Source organism: Catellatospora sp. NPDC049111 (assembly GCF_040648615.1).
GTDB lineage: Bacteria > Actinomycetota > Actinomycetes > Mycobacteriales > Micromonosporaceae > Catellatospora > Catellatospora aurea.
This window is the reverse complement of sequence record NZ_JBEZEB010000001.1, coordinates 366,854-390,768: the sequence shown is the minus strand read 5'-3', so window position 1 is coordinate 390,768 and position 23,915 is coordinate 366,854. Positions and strand designations below refer to the sequence as shown.

Genomic DNA, 23,915 nt, shown 5'->3' with positions numbered 1-23,915 from the left:
TGCTGCGCCGGGTCCGAAGCCGTTGCCGGTGCCGGGCAGGTAACCGCCGGTCGCCTGCTCGGGGGCCGGGCCCGCCGGCGCGGGCAGGTGACCGTTGCCCGCGGCGTGGCCGTTCGCGGGAAGCTGCGTCGTCGAGACGGGGACCATGATCGGCACGTAGCCGCCGGTCGCGGGCTCGGGGTCGGGGGTGCGGGCGGGCAGCGGGACGGTTCCGGTGCGCGGGCCCGCTTCGCCCGCGCCGGGCACCTGGAACACGCCGCGCGCCGGATGCTCGGGCAGACCGGGCACGGAGACGGAACTGAACCGCACCGGTAGCGGCACCGGCTCGGCGACCAGGTCGTGTTGCGGTTCGGCGTAGCGGGTGAGCGCGATGACCGCACCCAGCGTGATCACGAAGCCGAGCGCGGCGACCCAGGACATGCCGGGGCGGATCTTGTCGCCGAGCAGCAGCATGCCGATCACCGCGGCGGGCACCGCGCCCGCGGCGTCCATGGCGGCGACCGCGGCGTTGGTGGAGCCGCGCTGCATGGCCAGGCCGAGCAGCAGCTGCCCGGTGAGCGAGTGCGCGATGACCAGGTAGAGCAGCGGGTTCAGGCCGAACTCGACGATGGTCTGCGCCGAGGCCAGCGGCCGGGCCGCGATGGCGGCGGAGGCGAAGCAGAGCCCGGCGAGCGAGCCGAGCACCACCGAGCCGAGCACGCCTTTGACCTTGCCGGCGAACGCGCTCACCCCGGCGATCGCGACCAGCGCGACGACCAGCGAGATCACGCCTTTGGTGTCCAGCGGCTCGGCGTGGCCCGGCTCGGCCGACACGGCCAGCATGCCGATGCCCGCCATGACCCCGAACAGCAGCAGGATCTCGGCGAGCGGCAGTTTCCACTTGAGCAGCACGACCCCGGCGAACGCGGTGACGCACAGGCCCGCGGTCACCGCGGACTGGACGAGGAACAGCGGCAGGTCGCGCCGTGCGCCGAGGGCGAGGAAGAAACCGAGGATCTGGCAGCCGAGGCCGAGCAGGTACGTCGAGTTGCCGAACAGGCGCAGCAGCAGCCCTGGATCAAGGCTGTCCGTCGTCGCTGTGCGTGTCGCCGCGATGGACTGCAGCAGGTTGGCGATGCCGTACGCGGCGATCATCGCCACCAGGAACCACCAGCCAGAGGACACCACCCACGCAGCTTAGACCCTTAGGGGTCGGCTGCGCCCTACCCGCCCGGCGACTTCACCGAGTGAATGAGAGTGACTACAGTGCGCGAAGACCGGCGGGGCTCAGCCGTTCCAGCACGTCATCGTGCAACTGCCCGTTGGTGGCCACCGCGGAGCCTCCGCCCGCGCCCGTCCGGCCGGACAGGTCGGTGAAGGTGCCGCCCGCCTCGGTGACGATCGGGACGAGCGCGGCCATGTCCCAGAGCATCAGCTCCGGCTCGATCATGATGTCGAGCGCGCCCTCGGCCAGCAGCATGTAGCCGTAGAAGTCGCCGTACGCGCGGCTGCGCCAGGTCTTGCGCATCAGGTCGAGCACCGAGGCCAGCCGGCCGGTCTGCTCCCAGCCGTCGAGCGAGGAGTAGCAGAAGCTCGCGTCGGCCAGGCGGCGTACGCCGGAGACCCGGATCGGCTGCGCGGCGGCCTGGTGGCGGCCCGCGAACGCGCCCAGCCCCCGCGCGGCCCACCAGCGGCGGCCCAGCGCCGGGGCGGAGACCATGCCGACGACCGGCTCATCGCCCTCCATCAGCGCGATCAGGGTGCCCCAGATCGGCACGCCGCGGATGAAGTTCTTGGTGCCGTCGATCGGGTCGATGACCCACTGCCGGTTGCCGCTGTTGCCGGTGACCCCGAACTCCTCGCCGAGCACGCCGTCCCGCGACCGGGTCCGCGCCAGCGTCGAGCGCAGCGCCTTCTCCACCGCCGTGTCCGCGTCCGAGACGGGTGTCAGGTCCGGCTTGCTCTCCACGTAGAGATCGAGCGCCTTGAACCGGGACATGGAGATGGAATCGGCGGTGTCCGCCAGCACGTGGGCAAGCCCAAGGTCGTCCGAATAGCGGGCCATGGCGAGAACTTATCGGATCTCCGCCCCACCGAGGTAACGGGTTGGCGGACCCGCCGCAAATGGGAACGCGTGGACCGCGAAAGGAGGGGTACTTTCCCGGTATGAGGGAGCGATTCATGGGCTCAGCTGCTCATGGGGACGACGAGCGCAGCGAGGAGGAGCCATGACCCCGGAAAAGGTACTCCGGACGTTTCTGGACGAGCACGGGCGGCTGACCTCGATGCCGGCGAAGGCGGGCAAGCGCCAGGTGCTGCTGGAGCACATCGTCGCGGCGTTCGAGCCCGGCGTGAAGATGACCGAACGCGAGGTCGACGCGGTGCTGCGCGCCTTCTACGAGACCGACTGGGTGTCGCTGCGGCGCTACCTGATCGAAGCCGGCCTGATGGCCCGCGCCGACGGCGTCTACTGGCGCACCGGCGGCTACGTCGAGGTCTGACCGGCGTCGGTGTCGCCCGCCCGGGAGGCCAGCAGGCGGCGGAACGAGGCCAGGCGGCGCGCGTCGGCCTTGCCCTGGGCCACCCAGGCGTCCAGGGCGCACTCGTCGCCGGTGTGCTCGCAGTTCGGCGGGCAGTCCACGGTGCCCTCGACCAGGTCGCCGAAGCCGTGCAGCAGGTCGTCGGAGGAGACCAGGGCCAGGCCGAAGCTGCGTACGCCCGGGGTGTCGATGATCCACGACTCGCGCTTGTCGGGCAGCCGCAGCGCGACCGCGCTGGTCGAGGTGTGCCGCCCCTTGCCGATGGCGCTGACCACGCCGACCGCCCGGCGGGCGTCCGGGATGAGCCGGTTGACCAGGGTCGACTTGCCCACGCCCGAGTGCCCGACCAGCACCGAGCGCCGCCCGGACAGGCGCTCGCGCAGCTCGTCGAGGTCGCCGTCGGGGCGGGTCAGCACGTAGTCGAGGTCGAGCTCGGCGTAGTAGCCGATCACCTGCTCCGGCCCGGCCAGGTCGGCCTTGGTCAGGCACAGCAGCGGCTCGATGTCGGCGGCGTACGCGGCGACCAGGCAGCGGTCGATGAAACCCTCGCGCGGCGGCGGGTCGGCCAGCGCGCTGACGATCACGAGCTGGTCGGCGTTGGCGACCACCACCCGCTCGATGCGGCCCTCGGCGGTGGTGTCGTCGTCGTCGGCGGTGCGCCGCAGCACCGAGCGCCGCTCCTCGATGCGCACGATCCGGGCCAGGCTGCCCGCGTCGCCGGTCACGTCGCCGACCAGGCCGACCTCGTCGCCCACGACCACCGACTTGCGGCCCAGCTCGCGGGCGCGCATCGCGGTGACCTCGAGGACCTTCCTGCCCTCGTGGACCACGCACGTGTAGCGGCCCCGGTCGACGGCGACCACGAAGCCGGTCACCGCGTCGTCGTGTTTGGGCCTGGTGCGGGTGCGGGGACGCGAACGCGACGACTTGGTGGCCCGCACCTTCACGTCGTCCTCGTCGTACTCCCGCTTCTTCTTCACCGCCGGCCTCTCATCTTCCCGCGACCACCGCGCTCCATAGTGACGGGAATTCGGGCAGCGTCTTGGACGTACACGCCACGTCGGTGAGCCGCACGCCGGGCACCCGCAGGCCGATCACGGCGGCGGCGTGCGCCATCCGGTGGTCGTCGTAGGTCTCGAAGACCGTGCCGGTCAGCGGGCCGGGCGTGATGGCCAGGCCGTCCGCCGTCTCCTCGACCCGCGCGCCGAGCGCGGTCAGCTCGCGGGCCAGCGCGGCCAGCCGGTCGGTCTCGTGGGTGCGGATGTGCCCGACGCCGCGCAGCGTCGACGGGCCGTCGGCCAGCGCGGCCAGCGCGGCGACGACCGGGGTCAGCTCGCCCACGTCGGACAGGTCGGCGTCGATGCCCTTGATGGTCCCCGTGCCGGTCACGGTGAGGCCGTGCTCGGAGAGGGCGACCGTGCCGCCCAGCGCGCCGAGCAGCTGCCGGACCTTGTCCACCGGCTGCACGCTGCTGCGCGGCCAGCCGGCCAGGGTGACGCTGCCGCCGGTGACCAGCGCCGCGCCGAAGAACGGGGCCGCGCCGGACAGGTCCGGCTCGATCTGCCAGGCCCGGCCGGACAGCCGGCCCGGCGCCACATGCCAGACGTCGCGGACCGAGTCGTCCACCGCCGCGCCCGCGGCGCGCAGCATCTGCACCGTCATCCGCAGGTGCGGTGCACTGGGCACGGGGTTGTCGCCGGTGTGGCGCACCGTGATGCCCTCGTCGAAGTCGGCCGCGGCCAGCAGCAGGCCGGAGATGAGCTGGCTGGACAGCGAGGCGTCGACGGCGACGTCGCCGCCGCGCAGGCCGCCCTTGCCGTGCACGGTCAGCGGCAGGCCGTCGATGCTCGACGCCTCGATCGTCGCGCCCAGCTCACGCAGCGCCTTGAGCAGCGGACCGAGCGGTCGCTGCCGGGCGCGCGGGTCGCCGTCGAAGGTGACCGGACCGTTGGCGAGCGTCGCCACCGGCGGCAGGAAGCGCATCACCGTGCCGGCCAGGCCGACGTCGACGTGGGCGGGCCCGACCGGCGGCCGGGGCCGGATCTCCCAGCGTTCGTCGTCGGAGGTGGACACGTGCGCGCCCAGCGCCCGCAGCCCGGCCGCCATCAGCTCGGTGTCCCGGGCGCGCAGCGGGGCCAGCAGCGTCGACGGCCCCATGCCGAGCGCGGACAGCACGAGTGCCCGGGCGGTGATGGACTTCGAACCCGGCAGCCGCACGACGGCATCCGTCGCATCGACGGCGGTCGGTGCGGTCCAGGGCACGAGTGCTCTGCTCACGCCTTCTCCTCGCTGCGCTTCTTCGGCGGCTTCTCGGCCGCGCACGGTTCGCTCCCTGCGTTCGCTTACGCTCACAGTCTGCCTGATAACCGCTGGCGTAAGGTGAGCGGCATGTGTGGGCGGTACGCGACGACACGTACGGCGGCGGATCTGACCCGGCTGTTCGGGGCCGAGGACGAGACCGCCGAATCGCTGGCCCCCGACTACAACCTCGCGCCCACCGACCCGGCCCCGATCGTGCGCGTCGACGCGGCGCGCGACGCCCGAGTGCTGAGCCTGGCGCGGTGGGGCCTGGTGCCGCCTTGGGCGGACGACCCGCGCACCGGCCTCAAAATGATCAATGCGCGGGCGGAGACGCTCGCCACCTCGCGGGTGTTCGCGCCCTCGTTCGCCGGCAAGCGGTGCATCGTGCCCGCCGACGGCTGGTACGAGTGGGTCCGCACCGACAGCGGCAAGCAGGCCTACTACATGACCGACCCGGCTGGGGGGCTGGCCTTCGCGGGCCTGTGGACGGCGTCGAGGTTCGGCTTGAGCTGCACCATCGTCACCACGGCGGCGCAGGGCGAGCTGGCCCGGGTGCACGACCGGATGCCGCTGCTGCTGGAGCCGGAGCTGTGGGCGGCCTGGTTGCAGGGCCCGGCCGACCCGGAACTGCTCGCGCCCCCGGCGCCCGGCTACCTGTCCGGTCTGGAGATCCGCCCCGTGGGTCCGGCCGTCGGCAACGTACGCAATGATGGTCCTGAATTGACGGTGCGGCTCGCGGAGCCTGACGTTCAGGCTGGCCTGTTCTGATTTTGCGCTGGATCGTTCCAGTTTGTGTCACCGGTTTTCGGGTAAACCCTTGCCCCGTCCTTCTACCGTGCGGTAAAACGCAGCGTCGGTGGTAAGCGGCAGTGCCGCGCGTCACCGTCTGTCTGAGCCGGATCCTCCCGCCGGGGGCGGGGGGACCGACCCACGGGGGAGGTGGGTGGATGACCCGCGCGCGTATTCCACGCCCGCATGAAGTCGCCGCTGCTCGCAGGGACCCGCGCTTGGTGCGGGCCGTGCGGGAGCGGCATGACAACGCCTGGCGGACCAGAGGAGCCTGCCAGGCCGTCGATCCGGAGACGTTCTTTCCGGCGCCGCTGGAGCCGGCCGACACGGCCGTCCAGCTGTGCGGCAGGTGCCCGGTGTCGGGGGCCTGCCTGGCCTGGGCGCTCAGTGTCGGCGACTGCCACGGTGTCTGGGGTGGCACGACCGCACGTGAGCGGCGGGCCATGCTGGTCGCCTGGCGCACCGAGGAACAGCCGGAGGAACTGCCCTACACGGCGTACGGGCCCCAGCCGGACCTGGTGGTCTCGGCCGGGCAGCTCGCCCCGCCGCAGCGGGCGCCCGGGGTGGCACGGCAACTGCCGCGCATCCCCACCCAGTCCCGCGCCGAACTCGCCCTCTGCACCCTGGGCGAAGCCGACCGCGACAACGCCCTTCTCCTGACCCGAGAACCCGCCCACGCGGCCTGACCACCCACCGCACCCCGTGCGGTTGATCATGAACCTATGGACGTGTTCGACGGCGTGTCACCACCTTGCGACCGTGATCACCGGATCAGCCGGACGATCACGGTGCCGGGGTGGTGACACGCCGGTCAACACGTCCGTAAGTTCATGATCGACGCGGGGTGGGGTGCGGCGGGCGGGGGGATCGGTGGGCGGGCGGCATGATCGCGGTATGCGAGGCGTGCCGGAAACGGTCGAGACCGGGCGCGGCCCGGCACAGGTTGCTGTCACGATGCCCGGTGAGATGGCCGGGCCGTCCGGTGGACGGGCCGGAAAGCGGGCGGGGGACGGTGCTCCGATCGCGCTGCTGGTGCTCGGGCACGGGGCCGGGGGGAGCGTGGACGCGCTCGATCTGACCGCCGTGCACGACGCCGCGGTCGCCGCCGGGCTGGTGGTGGCGCTGGTCACCCAGCCGTATCGGGTGGCCGGGCGGCGTGCGCCCGCCCCGGCGGGACATCTCGACGAGGCGTGGCGGACGGTCGTGGACGGGCTCACCGAGCGTTTCCCCGGACTGCCGCTGATCGTCGGCGGCCGGTCCAGCGGGGCGCGGGTCGCCTGCCGCACCGCCGGTGCGGTCGGCGCGGCCGGCATCGTGACGCTGGCGTTTCCGCTGCACCCGCCGGGCAAGCCGGAGCGCAGCCGGGCCGAGGAGCTGGGTACGGGGCTGCCGACGCTGGTCGTCAACGGTTCGGCGGATCCGTTCGGCGTGCCCGACGCCGCACCCGGGGTCGAGGTCGTTGTTCTCGAAGGGGAGCGGCACGACCTGCGCAAAGCGCCGGAGACCGTCGGCCTCGCCGTGCTCGGGTGGCTGCACGCCCGTGGCTGGGCGCGGTAGCGGCGAGCCGGAGTGACGGTCGCCACTGCCCGGGTCGTCCCGCGGAATGCGACAGCCGTCGCGTGGCGTTACAGACCGCGGGTGGGCCGGAAGCTTGCGGCCCCGGCGAGAGGTGGATCCATGGTGCGGACGGGAACGCGCTGCCTGACGCGGTCGGGCGACGATCCGGTGCTGAAGACCGTGGAGCGGCTGCTGTCGGCTCCCGCGTGGCCGGCGACACTGGACGACGACGCCGCATCGGGTATTACCGCGGTGCCCGCCCCGCGGGTGCACCTGGCATCGGTAGAGTCAGCCTCAGCGCTGCGGTCCGCTGTCAAGGAGCCGCGGCAAGAGCGTACTCCGAGGGTGGTCTCGCGGTTGACCAGCACCGACAGCGTCGAAGAGCGTCGTTCCCGCTTCGAGCGGGACGCGATGCCCTTCCTCGACCAGCTCTACGCGGCCGCACTGCGGATGACGCGTAACCCGGCCGACGCCGAGGACCTGCTCCAGGAGACGTTCCTGAAGGCGTACGCCGCGTTCCACCAGTTCGAGGACGGCACGAACCTCAAGGCGTGGCTCTACCGCATCCTCACCAACACCTTCATCAACTCGTACCGCAAGAGGCAACGGCAGCCCATCCAGGCGCCGACGGACGAGATCACCGACTGGCAGCTGGCCGAGGCGGAGTCGCACACCTCCTCGGGCCTGCGCTCGGCCGAGACCGAGGCGCTCGACCGGCTGCCCGACAGCGACGTCAAGGACGCGCTGCAGTCGTTGCCGGAGGAGTTCCGGTTGGCGGTGTACCTCGCCGACGTGGAAGGCTTCTCCTACAAGGAGATCGCGGACATCATGAACACGCCGATCGGCACCGTGATGTCCAGGCTGCACCGCGGCCGGCGCAACCTGCGCAAGCTCCTGGAGGGCTATGCGGCGGAGCGCGGGTTCTCGGGCACGACCAGCGCTCGGGAGGCGTCATGACGACGGAACACGAGGACGGCGACTGCCGCGAGGTGCTCACCGAGGTATACCTCTACCTCGACCTCGAATGCTCCGACGACCGGCGTTCGCTGATCAAGCAGCATCTCGACGAGTGCTCGCCGTGCCTGCGCGAGTACGGCATCGAGCAGGAGGTCAAGGCGCTGGTGAACCGGTGCTGCGGGCAGGAGCAGGCGCCCGCGGAGCTGAAGGACCGGCTCCGGGCCAAGCTCTCCGAGCTCGTGGTCGAGGTCGAGGTCACCCGCGAGCTGGGCTGACCGGCTCCCTTCACGTGTCGAAGCTCCGTCCGCCTCGCGTGGACGGAGCTTCGATCATGTCTGGAGAAGGCGTCAGCGCAGCCGGAACACCTCGCCGCGCGGGGTGAACGGCAGCCGGGCCCGCTCGGGCATCAGGTACGCGTGCTCGCGGCGCACCCGCAGCACGTCGCACTCGCCGTCGGTGATGATCAGGATCGGGCCGTCGGCGGGGAAGTCCTCGGCCCGCTCCAGTAGCCGGATGCCGGGCTGCAGCTCGGTGCCGCCGCGCCCGCGCACCTTCACCCGGCCTGCGATGTCCTCGACCGGCAGGTAGCCCGCGTCGTAGGCGGCCGCGTCGCAGAACACCACCCGTGCCGCGGGCACGTCGCGAGCCAGCGCGTACGCCGCGATCGCCCCCAGCGCCCGGCCCATCAGCTCGCTGCTCATCGAGCCCGAGGTGTCCAGGACCACGCCGAAGGTGCGCTGCCGCTCGACCAGCTCCGGCCGGGCCCGGCCGGGCCGCGGGATGTCCGGGGTCGCGGCCTGGCGGCGCGAGGCGCGGGCGTACGAGCGGGTCGGCTCCAGCGGCGTGAAGTAGCGGTCGAACCACTGTGCCAGTTGCACGTCCCAGGGCGGCGGCGGGTGGTCCAGGACCCTGATCTCGGCGACCAGGCCGGCCGGCAGCAGACCCCGGCCGCTCCGCTCGTGGTGGGCCAGCCCGCCGAGCAGCGCCCGGCGGCAGAAGTCGTCGACGTCGCCCGCCCGCCGGGCCTCGCCCACTCCGGGGATCGGCCGGTCGAGCATGTCGCCGAGCCCGCGCCCGCGCAGCGTGGCCAGCTTGCGGTAGCGGCGCAGGTTGCCGGTGATCAGGTCGTACACCTCCTCGGCGGAGTGGTCCTTGAGCGCCGGGTCGTAGAGCACGTCATCGGGCAGTTCGCCGACGCCCATCTGCACCAGCCAGCCGTTGATGACGTAGTCCGCGGCGACGTTCCACAGGTACGGGTCGCGGGGACCGACGCGCTGCCCGTGGCGCAGCGCGGCGTGCAGCATCTCGTGCGCGAGCACGAACCGGCGCTCCGGGCCGGACAAGCGCCGCAGCGGGTTCACGTAGATCTCGCCGGCCGCGGCGTCGACGGCGGCGACGGAGATCTGCCAGGTCCGCGCCAACTCCGCATCGGCGACGATCTTGAACCCGGCGGCCAAGGCCCCGAGCAGCGGGTACGACGACACGAACCAGCGCCGGGCCTGCTCCCACGGGTGGTCGGGCGGCAGCTCGCCGTCGGTGCGCGGCCGGTGCTGCCCGGCCTCCTCGACGGCCTCGGTCGCGGCGGCGGCCAGCCCGACCGCGAACAGCTCCGGCCAGGTCGGCGGGGGAGCCGTGGTGGCGGCGGCCTGCCGCGCCCAGCGCCCGCGCGGCGGCTCCGGGGCGTAGTCCAGGTCCTGATCGGAGGCCGCGCCGCCGCAGCCCAGCGTGGCGTACTCGGCGGGCACACCGGTGTCGCGCCACAGCGCGGCCAGCCGCTCCTCGTCGGTGCCGGGCAGCTCGGCGGGCACCGGGAACGGCGGCACGCCGATCCGCAGCTGCTGCTGGAACCGGGTCACCACCAGGCACGCCGCGGCCTGCGCGGCGTGGTCGGCGGCCCGGCCCGGCTCCAGGTGCCCGAAGCCGAGGTGCAGCGCGCAGTGCGCGAGCACCCACATCCACTCCGCCGGCTCGGCGGGCGCGTGGCGGTTGACGGTGATCCGGCCGTCCGCCCGCACCCGGGCCCAGCCGCGGGCGCGGCTCAGCTCATCGTCCTCGGTCCACCAGGTGACCAGCGACCGGCCGTCGTACACGACGTCGTTCATGGTCTGGAACATGCGCTGCTGGAAGACGGCGCGGGCGGCACCGTCGAACGCCTCCCGGCGCGGGTCCTTGCGCGACGCGCCGCGACCGCGGCTCATGCCGGACCCCTTCGATGACCGTGCGGCCGGGCCCCGTCCGGGCGGGCGGGGCCGGTCACGTGCGGGCCGCGACCAGGCGCGGCAGGTCGCGGGTCACCTCCACCAGGAACCAGGCGGGCAGCACCGGGCGGCCCTCGTCGTCGGTGGCGACCACGAGCTGCGCGCACTCCAGCGAGATCTCGGCCAGCTCGACCAGCAGGCCCTTGGCCCGCAGCGCGAACTCGCGCACGGCCCGGCTCGCGTGCTCGCGGCTGTCCGGCAGGTCCCGGATCAGCCGGGCCCGGAACGCCTCGGCGAAGAAGAACAGCAGGTCGCGGTCGGTCGCGGCGCGCGGCCAGGAGGCGTCGCCGCGCACGATCGCGTCCAGGCCGTAGCGGTGGCGCACCGTCTTGACGTACGCGCAGAAGCCCGACGCGTGCGCCGGGGTGAGCGTGCCGCCCGCGAGCAGGCGCAGCGTGTCCTCGACGATGTCCTCGCCGTAGGAGTGCAGCGCGTCGGACAGCATGTGCCAGGCGCGCGGGGTGGAGAACGGCTCCTCGGTCTTCGGCGGCTGGACCCACAGCTGATCGGGGCGCTGGGTGAGGTAGTCGAGCACCCACGGGTGGATGCCCGCGCCGGCCGCCCAGTCCAACCAGTCCACCGCCGACGCCCGCAGGTGCAGGTGCAGCAGGCGGTTGACCAGGGCGGACGCCATCGGGCGGGCAAGCGCGTTGTCGGTGGCGCGGTTGCCCGCGCCGATCACGATCGAGCCCGCGGGCAGCTCGTACTCGCCGATGCGGCGGTCGAGGATCAGCGAGTAGAACGCCTTCTGCACGTCGGGGCTGGAGGCGTTGAGCTCGTCGAGGAAGAGGCAGTACGGCTCAGCGCGGGCGATGGACTCCGGCGGCGCGAAGCGGCTACGGCCGTCGCGCAGCTCCGGAACGCCGATCAGGTCCTCGGCGGCCAGCTGGGTGCCGACGAGCGTGACGCAGGGCAGGCCGAGCGAGTCGGCGAAGGCGCGGACCAGCGAGCTCTTGCCGATGCCGGGCGCTCCCCACACGAAGACGGGCCGGACCACCGCGACGTGCAGGAGCAGGTCGGGCAGCTGGGCCGGGGTGAGCGTGAGGGCGGAGTGCACGGCGGGAAATGATCCGCCCCGGCGTGCACTCCGGCAACGTGTTTAGGCGTTGGGTCGCTTGCCGTGGTTGGCCTTCGAGCCCTTGCGAGCCTTCTTCTTGCGGGCCTTCTTGCCCATGGTCACACCCCTTCCGTCGGCGGTAACGCAGCTCGAATCCTATGCTCAGGTTGAACGGCGCTCGCCAGGCGCTCCGTGATTGGATACGACTCGTCCTGCTTGCGATCCAAGGGAAGGGGCCGGCGATGGCCGAGGAGATCAAGGCCGAGATGGTGGCCAACGTGTGGAAGGTCGTGGCGTCCGCCGGAGACGAGGTGTCCGAGGGCGACACCCTGGTCATCCTCGAGTCGATGAAGATGGAGATCCCGGTCATCGTGGAAGCCGACGGCGTGGTCTCCAAGATCGCCGTCAACGAGGGCGACGTCGTCCAGGAGGGCGACCTCATCGCCGTGATCGAGTAGTACCGTCACCGGGCATGACCGAGATCCACGTCCGCCCGGCCACGCCCGCCGACCATGACGCGATCGGCGCGCTGTCCGTCGCCGCATACCGTGGCGACGGGCAGACCAGGCAGGACCATCCGTACGAGCCGCACCTGCGGGACGTGGCCGCCCGCGCGGCCGGCGGCGAGGTGCTGGTCGCCGTAGACGAGGCCACCGGAGCGGTGCTGGGCTCGGTCACCTTCGTGCTGCCGGGCAGCCCGCTGGCCGAACTGGCCACCGACGGCGAGGCCGAGTTCCGGATGCTCGCCGTGTCGCCGCAGGCCCAGGGTCGTGGCGTGGGCGAGGCCCTGGCACGGGCGTGCCTGACCCGGGCCGGGGAGCTGGGCTGCCGCAGTGTCGTCATCTGCGTACGCGACTTCGCCGCCGACGCGCGCCGCCTGTACGCCCGAATGGGGTTCGAACGCGCCCCTGAGCTGGACTGGTCGCCCCTGCCCGAGGTCACCCTGCTCGGCCTGCGCTACCCGCTGGCCTAGCGGAGCAGGTCGAACGCGACCTCCATGGCCGCCTCGCGCCGTTCCTCGTCGCTGATCTCGGTGTCGCGCAGCAGGAACCAGCTGGTGTTGATGGCGAGCACGGCCATGCCCGCGCGCAGCTTCGCGGTCGGCGTCGACTCGTGCTCCACGAGCAGGCCGATGATGTCCATCATGGCCTGGCGCATCTTCGCGCCGGCCGGCGCGTTCTTGAAGGCCGGCTGGTTCTGGTGGAAGAACTGCATCACCTTGGAGTACCGGCCGGTGTAGAGGTCGTCGGCGTAGCGCTGCAGCAGCTCGCGCCGGAACTCCGGCGAACTGGTGTCCGGTTGGCTGCGGGCCCACTCCACGATTCGGTCGAGCTTCTCCAGCTGGTCGGCGCTGAAGCTGTCGACGATCTCCTCTTTGCTCTTGAAGTGGTAGTAGAGGGCGGCCTTGGTCACCCCGAGCCGCTCCGCGATCTCGCGCAGCGAGGTGGCGTCGTAGCCCTGCTCGGTGAACAGGTCGAGAGCGACGGTCTGGATGCGGGCGCGGGTGTCCGGCCGGGGCTCGGCACGGCTCGCTGCGGGCTCGTTCATCACTGCTCCGTGTTACGTCGACCACACTGTCATCCGGTCGTGCTAACTAACTTGACGGCCGGCAAGTAGGGAACTTACCGTACGGCTAGTAAATATTCTAGCCGGGCGGCAAGTAAGCGTACCGGTGAACGAGTGGAGCCCCCCGTGACCACAGTGCAGGACGCCACGTCCTCCCCTGACATCCCCAAACCGAATCTCCGGGTGGTGCTGCCCGGCCTCATGCTGGCCATCCTGCTGGCGATGCTCGACAACATGATCGTGGGCACCGCCATGCCCCGCATCGTCGGCGAACTGGGCGGCCTCGACAAGCTGTCGTGGGTGGTCACGGCGTACGTGCTGGGCACCACGATCTCGACCCCGATCTGGGGCAAGCTGGGCGACCTGTACGGCCGCAAGACCATCTTCCTGGTCTCGATCGTGATCTTCCTCATCGGCTCGGCGCTGTCCGGCGCGGCCGGTGAGATCGACCCCGCGTCGGGCATGAACCAGCTCATCGCCTTCCGTGCCCTGCAGGGCCTCGGCGGCGGCGGTCTGATGGTCGGCGCGATGGCGATCATCGGCGACCTCGTGCCCCCGCGCGAGCGTGGCAAGTACCAGGGCATGATGGCCGCGATCATGGCGATCGCGATGGTCGGCGGGCCGCTCATCGGCGGCCTCATCACCGACCACGCCGACTGGCGCTGGGCCTTCTACGTGAACCTGCCGATCGGCGGCATCGCGCTGTTCGTGCTGGCCAGCACGCTGCACCTGCCGAAGTACCGGACCGAGCACCGCATCGACTGGCTGGGCGCGGCCCTGCTGAGCGTCGGCGTGACCGCGCTCGTGCTGATCACCACCTGGGGCGGCAACAAGTACGCCTGGGACTCCAAGGCGATCCTCGGCATGGCCGCCGTGGGCGTGGTGATGATCGCGCTGTTCCTGTGGACGCAGACCCGGGTCGCCGAGCCGATCCTGCCGCTGGGCATCTTCCGCAACCGCAACTTCAGCCTGGTCTCGATCATCGGCTTCATGGTCGGCTTCGCGATGTTCGGCGCGATCTCCTTCCTGCCGCTCTACATCCAGACCGTGCAGGGCGCGTCGGCCACCAACAGCGGCCTGCTCCTGCTGCCGATGATGCTGGGCATGATGGTCACCTCGGTCGTCGCCGGCCGCACGATCACCAAGACCGGCAAGTACCGGATGTTCCCGATCATCGGTGGCGTCACGCTGGCGCTGGCGATGTTCCTGCTGACCCGCCTGGACGTGGACACCAGCATCACCGAGTCCTCGATCTACATGGTCGTGCTGGGTGTGGGCATGGGCTTCCTGATGCAGACCACCATGCTGATCGCGCAGAACAGCGTGGAGCAGAAGGACCTGGGCGTCTCCAGTTCGACCGCGACGTTCGTGCGCTCCATCGGCGGCTCGTTCGGTGTCTCGATCTTCGGCGCGGTCTTCGTCAACCGGCTCAAGGACGACCTGTCCGGCGCGATGCCGGCGGGCAGCCCGGCCGGCGGCATGTCGCTGGACGTGGGCGGTCTGCAGCCGGACAAGCTGGAGCTGCTGCCCGAGCCGGTCAAGGCGGCGGTGCTGCACGGCATCGCGTACGCCACCTCGGGCCTGTTCTGGTGGGCCCTGGGCTTCGCGATCCTGGTCCCCGTGGCGGCCTGGTTCGTCAAGGAGGTGCCGCTGCGCGGCTCCGAGCCGGCGGACGGCGCAACCGAGCAGGCTCCCCGCCCGCTGGTGGCCGTCGACTGATCAGCCCGCGCGTGTCCGGTCGGCACCGAGCCTGAGTCGACCCGCCCGCGCCGGGTGAGGCCCCGTCCCCGCTGTTTCGGCAGCCGGGACGGGGCCTCACCCGTTCAGGGGCTCGCGGCGGCCCGCTGGCCCCGCTGCCCTCATTCGCGGCCGAGCAGCCGCCCGAGCCAGGAGCGTCGCGGGCGCGGCGGTGCCGCGGCAGTGCCGGGCTCGTAGGCCGCAGACGCCGGCCAGCGGTCCTCGGCCAGCTCCCGGGCGAGCGTGCGGACCGCGGCGGGCATGCCGGGCGTGATGAACGCCAGCTGGGCCACGGACACGGCGACCGGCACCACACGGGTGCGCCGGGCGTCGAGCACGGCCCGCAGGCGCGCCGCGAGCAGGTCGGCGACGTCGGCACGGCAGGCCGGGTCCACCCAGGCGGCGGCGACCAGCGCGTAGAGGGCCGCCTCGGTGGTCCAGTCCTCGGCCCCGAAGGCGATCTCCACCAGCAGCCGCCGCCGGGTCGAGGTCGCCCACGGCTCGGCGGTGCGGTGGTGCAGCAGGCCGAGGCACGCCCACGCCTGCAGCTGCCGTTCCGGCACCGACACCCGATCGCGGTCCGTCTCGACGGTCGGGGTCGGCGGGTGCACCAGCGCGGCGAGCAGCTCGTCGACCGGCACCCCGGACAGCCGCACCGCCATGTCGTACGCCACCGGCGGGGCGGCCCAGCCCAGCGGCAGCATCGCGGCGAGTTCGCGGCCGGCGTGCGGGTTCGGCGGGTCCAGCGCGGCCGACGGGCGGGTGCCGTCGAAGTCCCAGAGGCGTACCCCCGGCCGCAGCGCCAACCGCGGGTCCGGCGGGCCCGGCTCACCCGCCGCGACCGCCACGCCAGGCCAGGCGCGCCGCAGCAGAGCGAGCGCGCTGGGCGAGCCCATCGTGGACATGCCCAGCTCTCCGCGGTGCGACCGCTCCTCGTCGGTGGTCTGGCGCAGCACGTCGACGTACGGCTCGGCGGCCGCCGGCACGTAGCCCAGCCAGGGCAGCCCGGCGCAGCAGTGCTGCAGGTCGTGGTGCTCGTGGCTGGCGTCGGTGGTGGTGCGCATGAAGTCGGCGAGCGCCACCAGGTGGTCCGGGTCGCCGTCGGACTGGAAGCGCAGGCGGTGCGCGGTGTGCACGGCGCAGTCGTACGAGGGGTTCTTGGCCAGCGCCTGCTCGATCAGCTCCAGCGCCTCCGCGGTGTGGCCGAGTTCGGTGAGCCACAGCGCGAGGTCCGAGGTGACCGACAGGTCGTCGGGGTCGTGCCGCTGGGCCGCGCGCATCGCCTGCACCGCGGCGGCCAGCCGGCCGTCGGCGCGCAGCGCGTTGCCCCACCACATCTCGGTGAGTTTGCTCGACTCCAGCTCCACCCCGCGCTGGGCCCAGCGCAGCGCCAGGGGCACCTCGCGCAGCCGCCGGGCCACCCCGGAAGCCGCTCCGTGCAGCAGCGCCTCCTGCGGGTACGCGGCCAGCGCCCGCTCGGCGAGGTGCAGGTAGGGCCGGGTGGCGGCGGCGATCGGCGCGGGCGCCGGGTCGGGCAGCGCGCCCAGCACCGCGAGCAGCACCCGCACCAGGCGGTCGGCGGTGATCCGTGCGGCGTCCAGGGCCTGCACCCAGCTGACGTCCGCCCACGGTCGGCTCGGGTCGTGCACCGTCGCCTGGGCCAGCAGGCTGAGCGCGTCGGCTTCCGCACCGTGCCGGGCCAGCACATGGGCGAACGCGACGACCCGGCCCACCGGCGCGCGCTCACCGGGTCGGAACAACGCGAGGCCGCCGTCGTCGCAGCGAGCGGCCAGTTTCGCCAGCAACTCGTGCGCCTCGGGCAGGCAGGGCTCGTGGGCCAGGGCCACGGACAGGTGGCTGACCGCATGGTCGAGGTCGTGCTCCTCGAGGGCCAGGGTGGCCAGGGCGAGCTCGCCCAGCGCCTCCTGGTGCGGGTCGTTGACGCCGTCAGCCACGTGCTCTCCCTCGGTCCGCGGAACGCGTGGGGAGTCCCCTGGCACGCGCCGCGCGAGGCGGCTGTGCCCGGACGGGCCATGTTCCGGCACGGACAGGCTAGAGCCGGTCGGGCGAGTTGTGTGCCCCTGCTCATTTCTGCGCAGTGCGTTGCTATCACGGTCATGAACGTGCAAGACTGCGCACGGAACGCGCGATATCGCGCAGCACTCCAGGCGAAGTGGTAGGAGAGAGAGATGGCCCAGCGTGGCACCGGAATGGCAGCCGACATCGCCGAGCAGCCGGAGGTGTACGCGACGCTGCTGGAACCGGCCCACGCCGGCGCCATCGCGCAGGTCGCGAAGGTGATCGCGGAGCGCAGGCCGCAGCACGTGGTGTTCACCGCGCGCGGCACGTCCGACCACGCCGCGCTCTACGCCGCGTACCTCACCGAGATCCGCCTCGGGCTGCCCGCCGGGCTGGCCTCGCCGAGCGCGATCACGGTCTTCGGCGCCCGCCCCGACCTGTCGCACGCCCTGGTCATCGGGGTCTCGCAGAGCGGCGGCTCGCCCGACCTGGCCGAGGTGCTGCGGGTCGCCCGAGAGTCGGGCGCGCTCACCCTCGCCGTCACCAACAACCCCGAGTCGGTGCTGGCGCAGACCGCGGAACTGTCGGTGGACGTCGCCGCCGGGCACGAGCGCGCGGTCGCGGCCACCAAGACCTACACCGCCGAGCTGATGGCGCTGCTGATGCTGATCGAGGGCGTGCGCGCCGGCGACGGCGTGCTGCCCGCCGACGAGCACGCGGCGCTGGCCAAGCTGCCCAAGCTGGCCACCCGCACGCTGGCCGACACCACCGCGACCGACCTGGCCGCGCGCTACCGGTTCGCGGCCCGCATGGTGACCACCGGCCGGGGCTACGCCTACCCGTCGGCCCGCGAGGCCGCGCTCAAGCTGATGGAGACCTCGTACCTGCCCGCGCTGGCGTTCTCCGGCGCGGACCTGCTGCACGGCCCGCTCGCGATGACCGACCCGGACGTGCCGGTGCTGGCCATGGTGGGCGCCGGGCTCGGCGGGCAGGCCATGCGCGAGGTGCTCGCGCGCCTCGATGAGCGCCGCGCCGACGTGGTCGCGGTCGGCCCCGAGGCGGTGCCGGGTGCGAAGGCTCTGCTGAACGTGCCCGCCGTCGACGAGCGATACGCCCCGCTGCTGGAGATCCTGCCGCTGCAGCAGCTCGCCCTCTCCCTGGCGCTGGCCCGCGGCGAGGACCCCGACGCCCCCCGCGGCCTGAAGAAGGTCACCGCCACGCTGTGACCTGCTCAAGATCGTCCGCCTTGCCTGGCACCTGGGCGTATCGCGGTTCAAGATACGCACATCTGCCCGGCAAGTCGGACGATCTTGTGGGTCGGGGCGGGTTCGCCGGGACGGCGTGAGCGGGCGTGAGAGGCTGACAGCGTGTCAACGCTGCGTGAACTGGTCGAGGAGCACACCTCGCTCGGCCCGGTCGACATCGACCACCTGCACCGGCTCGCCGGTGACTGGCAGTTGATCTCCGACCTGTCCTTCGCCGACCTGCTGCTGTGGGTGCCGGTCGAGGGCGATCCCGGCGCTGGCCAGTCGTTCCTCTGCGTGGCGCAGGTCCGGCCGACCACCGCGCCGACGGCGTACCAGGACGACCAGGTGGGGCGCACCTCCAGCGGCGCGGAGGTGGCCCACCTGGGCGTCGCGCGCGAGCAGGGCCGCATCTGGCGCGAGGGCGACCCCGTCTGGTACGGCGACACCCCCGCCCGGCACGAGGCGATCCCGGTCCGCAGGCGCGGCGAGGACGGCGAGGCGGGCGAGGTGATCGCCGTGGTGGGCCGCGACACCAACCTGTCCACCGCGCGCACGCCAAGCCAGCTGGAACTGAACTACCTGACCACGGCCGACGACCTGGCCCAGATGATCGCCGACGGCACCTTCCCGTCGGTGCGCCACCCGGGCGAGACCACCTCCGCCCCGCGTGTCGGCGACGGCCTGATCCGGCTGGACGGCAGCGGCAAGGTCACCTACGCCTCGCCCAACGCGCAGTCCGCGATCCGGCGGCTCGGCTTCTCCGCGCACCTGGTGGGCGAGGACCTGGCCGCGCTGTTCAACCGGCTGGCCGAGGACCCGCTGGAGGGTTCCGAAGCGAGCAACCGCATCCTGGGCGCGCTGCGCGGAGACGCCCCGCCGCGCAAGGAGATCGAGGCGCGTACCGCCACCGTGCTCAGCCGGGCGCTGCCGCTGATGCCGGCGGGCGTGCCGATCGGCGCGCTGGTGCTGGTCCGCGACATCACCGAGGTCAAGCGCCGGGACCGCGCGCTGATCACCAAGGACGCCACCATCCGGGAGATCCACCACCGGGTGAAGAACAACCTGCAGACCGTCGCCGCGCTGCTGCGCCTGCAGGCCCGCCGGGTCAACCACCCGGAGGCGCGGGCCGCGCTGGAGGAGTCGGTGCGCCGGGTCGCCTCCATCGCGCTCGTGCATGAGACGCTGGCCATGTCCGCCGACGAGGCGGTCGAGTTCGACGGCATCGTGGACCGGGTCGCCAACGCCGCCGCCGAGGTCGCCTCGCCCGAGTCGCCGGTGCGCACCCGCCGCGAGGGCACCTTCGGCGTGCTGCCCGCCGAGATCGCCACGCCGCTGGTCATGGTGCTCAACGAGCTGCTGCTCAACGCCGTCGAGCACGGCTTCGAGTCGCTGGAGGGCAAGGCCACCGACGGGGCGGAGGTCGTGGTGCACGTCGAGCGCGCCAAGCGGGAACTGCACGTCGTCGTCGCCGACAACGGCCGGGGCCTGCCCGAGGACTTCAACCCGACCACGAACAAGCGGCTCGGCCTGCAGATCATCCGTACGCTGACCACCGGTGAGCTGCGCGGCACCATCGAACTGCGCAACCGGGACGGCGGCGGCACGGAGGCCCTGCTGTTCGTGCCGCTGGCGAAACGCGACAGGTAGTCCCGGTTTTAACAAAGAGCGATCTGCGTCACCCTCGCGTCAATATGTGGGATGCAACGCGACCGGTGATTGGCACGGGCCCGCCCGCCGTGAGAAAGTGACACCATGACCGCCGCTGCCAGCCGCCGCTTGATGGGGCTCGGGCTCACCGCCCGCCGCCACATCGATTTCGGCCGCGTGCGCAGCGCCATCTGTCCGGCTGGCTGACTGCGCCCGTCCGTTTTTTCGAAACCCGGGCGCGCATACGCGCCGGGAGCATTCATTTCTTTGAATCTCGACCGCTGATCCGCGGTTCTGGCGCATAGGCGCGTCCTCGCTCACTGGACTTACAGGAGGACGCTGCGATGGCAGCAAGCACGCCAGCCGCCACCCCGGGCCGGGCCGCGCGCAAACCGCGTGGTGAAGGGCAGTGGGCGCTCGGGCACCGCGAGCCCCTCAACCCGAACGAGCGCACGAAGAAGGACGACAACGGCCTGAACGTGCGCGCGCGGATCGAGAACATCTACGCCCACCGCGGTTTCGCCTCGATCGACCCGGCCGACCTGCGCGGCCGGATGCGCTGGTGGGGGCTGTACACCCAGCGCAAGCCCGGGATCGACGGCGGCCGCACCGCGGTGCTGGAGCCGCACGAGCTCGACGACGAGTACTTCATGCTGCGCATCCGCATCGACGGCGGCCAGCTCGACCTCGCCCAGCTGCGCGCGATCGCGAACGTGTCCAGCAAGTACGGCCGCGACACCGCCGACATCACCGACCGGCAGAACATCCAGCTGCACTGGGTGCGGGTCGAGGACGTGCCGGCGATCTGGCGCGAGATCGAGGCGGTCGGCCTGTCCACCACGGAGGCCTGCGGCGACACCCCGCGCGTCGTGCTCGGCAGCCCGGTCGCCGGGATCAGCGAGCACGAGGTCCTCGACGCGACGCCCGCCATCGACGAGATCGTCGAGAAGTACATCGGCGACCCGGCGCTGTCCAATCTGCCCCGCAAGTTCAAGTCCGTGGTGTCCTGGCTGGCCGACGTGCCGTACGAGGCCAACGACATCGCGTTCCTCGGCGTCGAGCACCCGGAGCACGGGCCCGGCTTCGACCTGTGGGTCGGCGGCGGCCTGTCCACCAACCCGATGCTCGCCCAGCGCCTGGGCACGTGGGTGCCGCTGGGCGAGGTCGCCGAGGTGTACGCCGCCGTCGCGCGCCTGTTCCGCGACTACGGCTACCGTCGGCTGCGCGCCCGCGCCCGGATCAAGTTCCTGGTCGCCGACTGGGGCGTGGCGAAGTTCCGGCAGATCCTGGAGGACGAGTTCCTCGGCCGCAAGCTGATCGACGGGCCGGCGCCGGTGCTGCCCGAGCACCCGATCGACCACATCGGCGTGCACCGCCAGCGCGACGGGAAGTTCTACGTCGGCGCGGCGGCTGTCGCGGGCCGGGTCAGCGGCACGGTGCTGGCGCAGGTCGCCGACATCGCGCAGGCGCACGGCTCGGGCCGGGTGCGGCTCACGCCGTACCAGAAGCTGCTGGTGCTCGATGTCGCCGAGGACAAGGTCGAGTCGCTGATCGCGGCGCTGGACGCGGTGGGCCTGCAGGCCCGGCCGTCGTCGTGGCGGCGCGACACCATGGCCTGCACCGGCATCGAGTACTGCAAGCTCGCCATCGTCGAGACCAAGGCGACCGCGGCGCGCACCATCGAGCACCTGGAGCGCACCATCGGCCGGATCGACGGCTCGATCTCGATCAACGTCAACGGCTGCCCGAACGCCTGCGCCCGCACCCAGGTCGCCGACATCGGCCTCAAGGGTCAGCTCGTCCCGGGGCCCGACGGCGAGATGGTCGAGGGCTTCCAGGTGCACCTGGGCGGCGGTCTGAGCATGGCGCAGGGACAGAACCCGAACTTCGGCCGCAAACTGCGCGGCCTCAAGACCACCGCCGCGGAGCTGCCGGAGTACGCCGAGCGCCTCGCCCGCCGCTACCTCGACGGCCGCAAGGACGCCACCGAGCCGTTCGCGGAGTGGGTGCTGCGGGTGGACGAGGAGGAACTGCGATGAGGCGGGGGCGTAGTCATGAGTGAAGGCGCGCAACGCGCGGTGCCGTACTACTGCCCGTTCTGCGGTGAGGAGGCCTTCCTCCGGCCGCACGCGGGTCCCGAGACCGAGGACGCAGAGCCCGCCAGCACACACGGGCAGTGGGAGTGCCGAGCATGCCGCAGGGTTTTCGCGCTGAAGATGATCGGACTGCTGGGGAGGGTGACGCCATGACCGTGGACGTGCGACGTTCCACCGCCGAGCTGATGGATCTGGCCGCCCGCGCCGGGACCGAGCTGGAGGGCGCGCCGGCCGAAGAGATCATCGGCTGGGCCGCCGAGACGTTCGGGCCCCGCTTCTGCGTCACCAGCTCCATGGCCGACGCGGTGCTGGCCCACGTGGCCTCCCGCGTGGTGCCCGGTGTGGAGGTGGTCTTCCTCGACACCGGTCTGCACTTCCCGGAGACGCTGCGGGTGCGCGACCAGGTCACCCGCACCATCCCGGTGACCGTGGTGACGGTGCGGCCCGAGCTCACCGTCGAGGAGCAGGACGAGCGCTTCGGCCCGCGGCTCTACTCCCGGGACCCCGACTCGTGCTGCTACCTGCGCAAGGTGAAGCCACTGGAGGACGCGCTGGCCGGATATGACGCGTGGGCGGCCGGCCTGCGCCGCGACGAGTCGCCGACCCGCGCCAACACCCCGGTGGTGCACTTCGAGCAGGCCCGCGGCAAGGTGAAGGTCAACCCGCTGGCCACCTGGACCCAGGCCGAGGTCGACCAGTACATCGCCCGCTACGACATCCCGGTCAACCAGCTGCTGAACTCCGGGTACGGCTCGGTCGGCTGCTGGCCCTGCACCCGGCGCATCCAGCCCGGCGAGGACGCCCGCGCCGGCCGCTGGGCCATGTTCGACAAGACCGAGTGCGGTCTGCATGCGGCCTGATCCGCAGGCCCGCGCCGCGGCGCCCGTGGTGCTGGTCGCGCACGGCTCCCGCGACCCGCGGGCGCAGGCGGCGACGCGGGCGCTGGCCCGTGCCGTCGCCGCCGCGCGCCCGGGGCTCGACGTGCGGGTGGCGTTCCTGGAGCTGGCCGACCCGCGCCCGGCCGACGTGCTGGGCGCGCTGCGGGCGGCGGGGGAGCCCGCGCCCGTGGTGGTCCCGCTGCTGCTCACCCGGGCCTACCACGGCCGGGTGGACCTGCCCGCCCAGGTCGCCGGGTTCGACTGCGCGATCTCCGACACCCTGGGCGAGGTGTCCGAGCCGCTGCTGGCCGGGCTGGTCCGGCGGCTGCACGAGTCGGTGACCGGATACGACGCGGTCGTGCTCGCCGCGGCCGGCACCAGTGTGGCGTCGGGCCGGGCCATGGTCGACGAGGTCGCCGGGGCGCTCACCCTGCGGCTGGGCGTGCCGTGTGTCGCGGCGTACGCGAGCGCGGCCGCGCCCACCGGTGGCGAGGCCGTCGCGGCGCTGCGGGCCCGCGGAGCGCGCCGGGTGGCGGTGGCGTCGTACTTCCTCGCGCCGGGCCGGCTGCACGAGGCCGTGCTCGCCGACGCCCGCGCCGCGGGCGCGATCGGGGCGGCAGCCCCCCTGGGGGCGTCGAGAGAGCTCGTTCGGCTCGTCCTGCAACGCGTGGACGCGGTCACGCCGCAACGCGCTCTACTGACCGTCTGAGCCGGTTCGCGCGCCCGTTCACCAGCCGTAAGCGCCTGCTCACAGCCCCGCGGCAGCCCTCTCGCATCAAGATCATCCGACTTGCCCGGCAGGTGTGCGTATCTTGAACGCGCATTCGCACAGGTGCCTGGCAAGTCGAGCGATCATGGCCGGCGGGGCGCCGGTGGCCGTCGGGGTCCGGACAACGTAAAAGCCCCGGAGCAGCGGCGCTCGGGGCTTTCTACGTTTTCGGTGAGGCGTTGCGGTGTGCGGTGCTCAGAGCGAGTGTGCGCGGACCCGAAGGCCGCCGCGGCGCTTGACGGCGCGCCGCTCCTCCTCGCTCATCCCACCCCAGACACCAGCGTCCTGCCCGGTCTCCAGCGCCCACTTGAGGCACTCGGTGGAGACGGGGCACCGCCCGCACACCTTCTTGGCCTGCTCGACCTGAAGCAATGCGGGGCCAGACGTCCCGATCGGGAAGAACAGCTCCGGGTCTTCGTCGCGGCAGACCGAATGGTGGCGCCAGTCCATGGCGGAAACACTCCTTGTGATGGCAGTGGAAATTGCTAACGCTTCGTTTGGTACGTTCGGGCTTCTCT

The 23,915-nt window shown here is 72.3% G+C and carries 22 protein-coding genes and 2 pseudogenes; 15 read left to right on the top strand and 9 right to left on the bottom strand.

The features are described from left to right. Positions 1 to 339: 339 nt before the first annotated feature. Positions 340 to 1,134 (bottom strand): annotated as a pseudogene (locus tag AB0B66_RS01770) (hypothetical protein); the annotation flags it as partial. A 106-nt stretch (positions 1,135 to 1,240) separates the two neighbouring features. Continuing rightward, entirely contained in the window at positions 1,241 to 2,044 is an 804-nt protein-coding gene (gene hisN, locus AB0B66_RS01765; protein WP_191841793.1) for a histidinol-phosphatase, read from the bottom strand. 163 nt (positions 2,045 to 2,207) lie between these two features. Between hisN and AB0B66_RS01760 the strand changes: the two genes are divergently transcribed. Next, a complete protein-coding gene (locus AB0B66_RS01760) occupies positions 2,208 to 2,480 on the top strand; it encodes a DUF2087 domain-containing protein (protein WP_360521231.1) in 273 nt (90 codons plus the stop codon). Here AB0B66_RS01760 and rsgA read toward each other — a convergent pair. Together rsgA and aroA are read right to left on the bottom strand one after the other, a co-directional pair. Next, positions 2,465 to 3,499, bottom strand: a complete 1,035-nt coding sequence (gene rsgA / locus AB0B66_RS01755; protein WP_360521228.1) for a ribosome small subunit-dependent GTPase A — start codon at positions 3,497 to 3,499, stop codon at positions 2,465 to 2,467. The two genes, AB0B66_RS01760 and rsgA, sit on opposite strands and share 16 nt — an antisense overlap. Positions 3,500 to 3,509: 10 nt before the next feature. Beyond that, positions 3,510 to 4,796, bottom strand: coding sequence for a 3-phosphoshikimate 1-carboxyvinyltransferase (aroA, locus tag AB0B66_RS01750; RefSeq protein WP_360521224.1), 1,287 nt, complete (start codon positions 4,794 to 4,796; stop codon positions 3,510 to 3,512). A gap of 111 nt (positions 4,797 to 4,907) precedes the next feature. On the opposite strand from aroA, the gene AB0B66_RS01745 reads away from it, so the two are divergent. The 5 genes and pseudogenes from AB0B66_RS01745 to rsrA all read left to right on the top strand — a co-directional run bounded on the left by AB0B66_RS01745 (position 4,908) and on the right by rsrA (position 8,398). Beyond that, positions 4,908 to 5,588, top strand: a complete 681-nt coding sequence (locus AB0B66_RS01745; protein WP_360521221.1) for an SOS response-associated peptidase — start codon at positions 4,908 to 4,910, stop codon at positions 5,586 to 5,588. Between the two features lie 179 nt (positions 5,589 to 5,767). Then, a pseudogene (locus AB0B66_RS01740) lies at positions 5,768 to 6,088 on the top strand (WhiB family transcriptional regulator); the annotation flags it as partial. 487 nt (positions 6,089 to 6,575) lie between these two features. After that, complete coding sequence (locus tag AB0B66_RS01735) at positions 6,576 to 7,166, top strand: alpha/beta family hydrolase (protein WP_360521756.1); 591 nt, start codon at positions 6,576 to 6,578, stop codon at positions 7,164 to 7,166. 120 nt (positions 7,167 to 7,286) lie between these two features. Next, positions 7,287 to 8,123, top strand: coding sequence for a sigma-70 family RNA polymerase sigma factor (locus tag AB0B66_RS01730; protein ID WP_360521218.1), 837 nt, complete (start codon positions 7,287 to 7,289; stop codon positions 8,121 to 8,123). After that, positions 8,120 to 8,398 (top strand): mycothiol system anti-sigma-R factor, encoded by a 279-nt coding sequence (rsrA, locus tag AB0B66_RS01725; RefSeq protein WP_203699406.1) that lies wholly within the window; start codon positions 8,120 to 8,122, stop codon positions 8,396 to 8,398. Before AB0B66_RS01730 ends, rsrA begins: the two co-directional genes overlap by 4 nt. Positions 8,399 to 8,470: 72 nt before the next feature. Here rsrA and AB0B66_RS01720 read toward each other — a convergent pair whose 3' ends face one another. Continuing rightward, positions 8,471 to 10,321, bottom strand: a complete 1,851-nt coding sequence (locus AB0B66_RS01720; protein ID WP_360521215.1) for a hypothetical protein — start codon at positions 10,319 to 10,321, stop codon at positions 8,471 to 8,473. Positions 10,322 to 10,376: 55 nt separating this feature from the next. Then, entirely contained in the window at positions 10,377 to 11,438 is a 1,062-nt protein-coding gene (locus AB0B66_RS01715; RefSeq protein ID WP_360521212.1) for a MoxR family ATPase, read from the bottom strand. A gap of 242 nt (positions 11,439 to 11,680) precedes the next feature. On the opposite strand from AB0B66_RS01715, the gene AB0B66_RS01710 reads away from it, so the two are divergent. Further along, positions 11,681 to 11,896, top strand: a complete 216-nt coding sequence (locus tag AB0B66_RS01710; protein WP_155374475.1) for a biotin/lipoyl-binding carrier protein — start codon at positions 11,681 to 11,683, stop codon at positions 11,894 to 11,896. A gap of 14 nt (positions 11,897 to 11,910) precedes the next feature. Further along, positions 11,911 to 12,411 (top strand): GNAT family N-acetyltransferase, encoded by a 501-nt coding sequence (locus AB0B66_RS01705; RefSeq protein WP_360521208.1) that lies wholly within the window; start codon positions 11,911 to 11,913, stop codon positions 12,409 to 12,411. Here the strand turns inward: AB0B66_RS01705 and AB0B66_RS01700 are convergent. After that, the gene (locus AB0B66_RS01700) at positions 12,408 to 12,986 is read right to left on the bottom strand and encodes a helix-turn-helix domain-containing protein (protein ID WP_360521205.1); all 579 of its coding nucleotides are present in this window, start codon (positions 12,984 to 12,986) and stop codon (positions 12,408 to 12,410) included. The genes AB0B66_RS01705 and AB0B66_RS01700 overlap by 4 nt on opposite strands. A gap of 219 nt (positions 12,987 to 13,205) precedes the next feature. Here AB0B66_RS01700 and AB0B66_RS01695 point away from each other — a divergent pair, with 219 nt between their 5' ends. Beyond that, positions 13,206 to 14,723: an MDR family MFS transporter gene (locus AB0B66_RS01695; RefSeq protein ID WP_360521753.1), complete on the top strand. Its 1,518-nt coding sequence runs from the start codon at positions 13,206 to 13,208 to the stop codon at positions 14,721 to 14,723. Between the two features lie 140 nt (positions 14,724 to 14,863). Here AB0B66_RS01695 and AB0B66_RS01690 read toward each other — a convergent pair whose 3' ends face one another. Beyond that, on the bottom strand, positions 14,864 to 16,696 hold the full coding sequence (locus tag AB0B66_RS01690) for a tetratricopeptide repeat protein (RefSeq protein WP_360521202.1): 1,833 nt from the start codon (positions 16,694 to 16,696) through the stop codon (positions 14,864 to 14,866). Between the two features lie 255 nt (positions 16,697 to 16,951). Here AB0B66_RS01690 and AB0B66_RS01685 point away from each other — a divergent pair, with 255 nt between their 5' ends. The 6 genes from AB0B66_RS01685 (at position 16,952) to AB0B66_RS01660 (ending at position 23,337) form a co-directional block, all read left to right on the top strand. Then, a complete protein-coding gene (locus tag AB0B66_RS01685) occupies positions 16,952 to 17,986 on the top strand; it encodes an SIS domain-containing protein (protein WP_360521750.1) in 1,035 nt (344 codons plus the stop codon). 141 nt (positions 17,987 to 18,127) lie between these two features. Next, the gene (locus AB0B66_RS01680) at positions 18,128 to 19,654 is read left to right on the top strand and encodes a histidine kinase N-terminal domain-containing protein (RefSeq protein ID WP_360521199.1); all 1,527 of its coding nucleotides are present in this window, start codon (positions 18,128 to 18,130) and stop codon (positions 19,652 to 19,654) included. Positions 19,655 to 19,998: 344 nt separating this feature from the next. After that, positions 19,999 to 21,693: a nitrite/sulfite reductase gene (locus AB0B66_RS01675; RefSeq protein ID WP_360521196.1), complete on the top strand. Its 1,695-nt coding sequence runs from the start codon at positions 19,999 to 20,001 to the stop codon at positions 21,691 to 21,693. A gap of 15 nt (positions 21,694 to 21,708) precedes the next feature. Next, positions 21,709 to 21,903, top strand: coding sequence for a hypothetical protein (locus AB0B66_RS01670; RefSeq protein ID WP_239168077.1), 195 nt, complete (start codon positions 21,709 to 21,711; stop codon positions 21,901 to 21,903). Then, the gene (locus AB0B66_RS01665) at positions 21,900 to 22,610 is read left to right on the top strand and encodes a phosphoadenylyl-sulfate reductase (protein WP_360521193.1); all 711 of its coding nucleotides are present in this window, start codon (positions 21,900 to 21,902) and stop codon (positions 22,608 to 22,610) included. The genes AB0B66_RS01670 and AB0B66_RS01665 overlap by 4 nt, the downstream gene beginning before the upstream one ends. Then, positions 22,600 to 23,337 carry a CbiX/SirB N-terminal domain-containing protein gene (locus AB0B66_RS01660; RefSeq protein WP_360521190.1) on the top strand — a complete coding sequence of 246 codons (738 nt, stop codon included), beginning with the start codon at positions 22,600 to 22,602 and terminating at the stop codon, positions 23,335 to 23,337. Before AB0B66_RS01665 ends, AB0B66_RS01660 begins: the two co-directional genes overlap by 11 nt. 255 nt (positions 23,338 to 23,592) lie before the next feature. Here the strand turns inward: AB0B66_RS01660 and AB0B66_RS01655 are convergent, their stop codons facing one another. Continuing rightward, on the bottom strand, positions 23,593 to 23,847 hold the full coding sequence (locus AB0B66_RS01655) for a WhiB family transcriptional regulator (protein WP_120318209.1): 255 nt from the start codon (positions 23,845 to 23,847) through the stop codon (positions 23,593 to 23,595). Between the last annotated feature and the right edge of the window lie 68 nt (positions 23,848 to 23,915).

What these genes read in the sequence shown, in the direction of transcription:
- hisN (WP_191841793.1), bottom strand. Translation starts at nt 2,044, where the DNA reads ATGGCCCGCTATTCGGACGACCTTGGGCTTGCCCACGTGCTGGCGGAC.
- AB0B66_RS01700 (WP_360521205.1), bottom strand. Translation starts at nt 12,986, where the DNA reads ATGAACGAGCCCGCAGCGAGCCGTGCCGAGCCCCGGCCGGACACCCGC.
- AB0B66_RS01655 (WP_120318209.1), bottom strand. Translation starts at nt 23,847, where the DNA reads ATGGACTGGCGCCACCATTCGGTCTGCCGCGACGAAGACCCGGAGCTG.
- AB0B66_RS01675 (WP_360521196.1), top strand. Translation starts at nt 19,999, where the DNA reads ATGGCAGCAAGCACGCCAGCCGCCACCCCGGGCCGGGCCGCGCGCAAA.
- AB0B66_RS01745 (WP_360521221.1), top strand. Translation starts at nt 4,908, where the DNA reads ATGTGTGGGCGGTACGCGACGACACGTACGGCGGCGGATCTGACCCGG.
- AB0B66_RS01695 (WP_360521753.1), top strand. Translation starts at nt 13,206, where the DNA reads ATGCTGGCCATCCTGCTGGCGATGCTCGACAACATGATCGTGGGCACC.
- AB0B66_RS01710 (WP_155374475.1), top strand. Translation starts at nt 11,681, where the DNA reads ATGGCCGAGGAGATCAAGGCCGAGATGGTGGCCAACGTGTGGAAGGTC.
- AB0B66_RS01720 (WP_360521215.1), bottom strand. Translation starts at nt 10,321, where the DNA reads ATGAGCCGCGGTCGCGGCGCGTCGCGCAAGGACCCGCGCCGGGAGGCG.
- AB0B66_RS01730 (WP_360521218.1), top strand. Translation starts at nt 7,287, where the DNA reads ATGGTGCGGACGGGAACGCGCTGCCTGACGCGGTCGGGCGACGATCCG.
- rsrA (WP_203699406.1), top strand. Translation starts at nt 8,120, where the DNA reads ATGACGACGGAACACGAGGACGGCGACTGCCGCGAGGTGCTCACCGAG.
- AB0B66_RS01685 (WP_360521750.1), top strand. Translation starts at nt 16,952, where the DNA reads ATGGCAGCCGACATCGCCGAGCAGCCGGAGGTGTACGCGACGCTGCTG.
- AB0B66_RS01660 (WP_360521190.1), top strand. Translation starts at nt 22,600, where the DNA reads ATGCGGCCTGATCCGCAGGCCCGCGCCGCGGCGCCCGTGGTGCTGGTC.
- AB0B66_RS01670 (WP_239168077.1), top strand. Translation starts at nt 21,709, where the DNA reads ATGAGTGAAGGCGCGCAACGCGCGGTGCCGTACTACTGCCCGTTCTGC.
- AB0B66_RS01665 (WP_360521193.1), top strand. Translation starts at nt 21,900, where the DNA reads ATGACCGTGGACGTGCGACGTTCCACCGCCGAGCTGATGGATCTGGCC.
- AB0B66_RS01760 (WP_360521231.1), top strand. Translation starts at nt 2,208, where the DNA reads ATGACCCCGGAAAAGGTACTCCGGACGTTTCTGGACGAGCACGGGCGG.
- AB0B66_RS01735 (WP_360521756.1), top strand. Translation starts at nt 6,576, where the DNA reads ATGGCCGGGCCGTCCGGTGGACGGGCCGGAAAGCGGGCGGGGGACGGT.
- AB0B66_RS01705 (WP_360521208.1), top strand. Translation starts at nt 11,911, where the DNA reads ATGACCGAGATCCACGTCCGCCCGGCCACGCCCGCCGACCATGACGCG.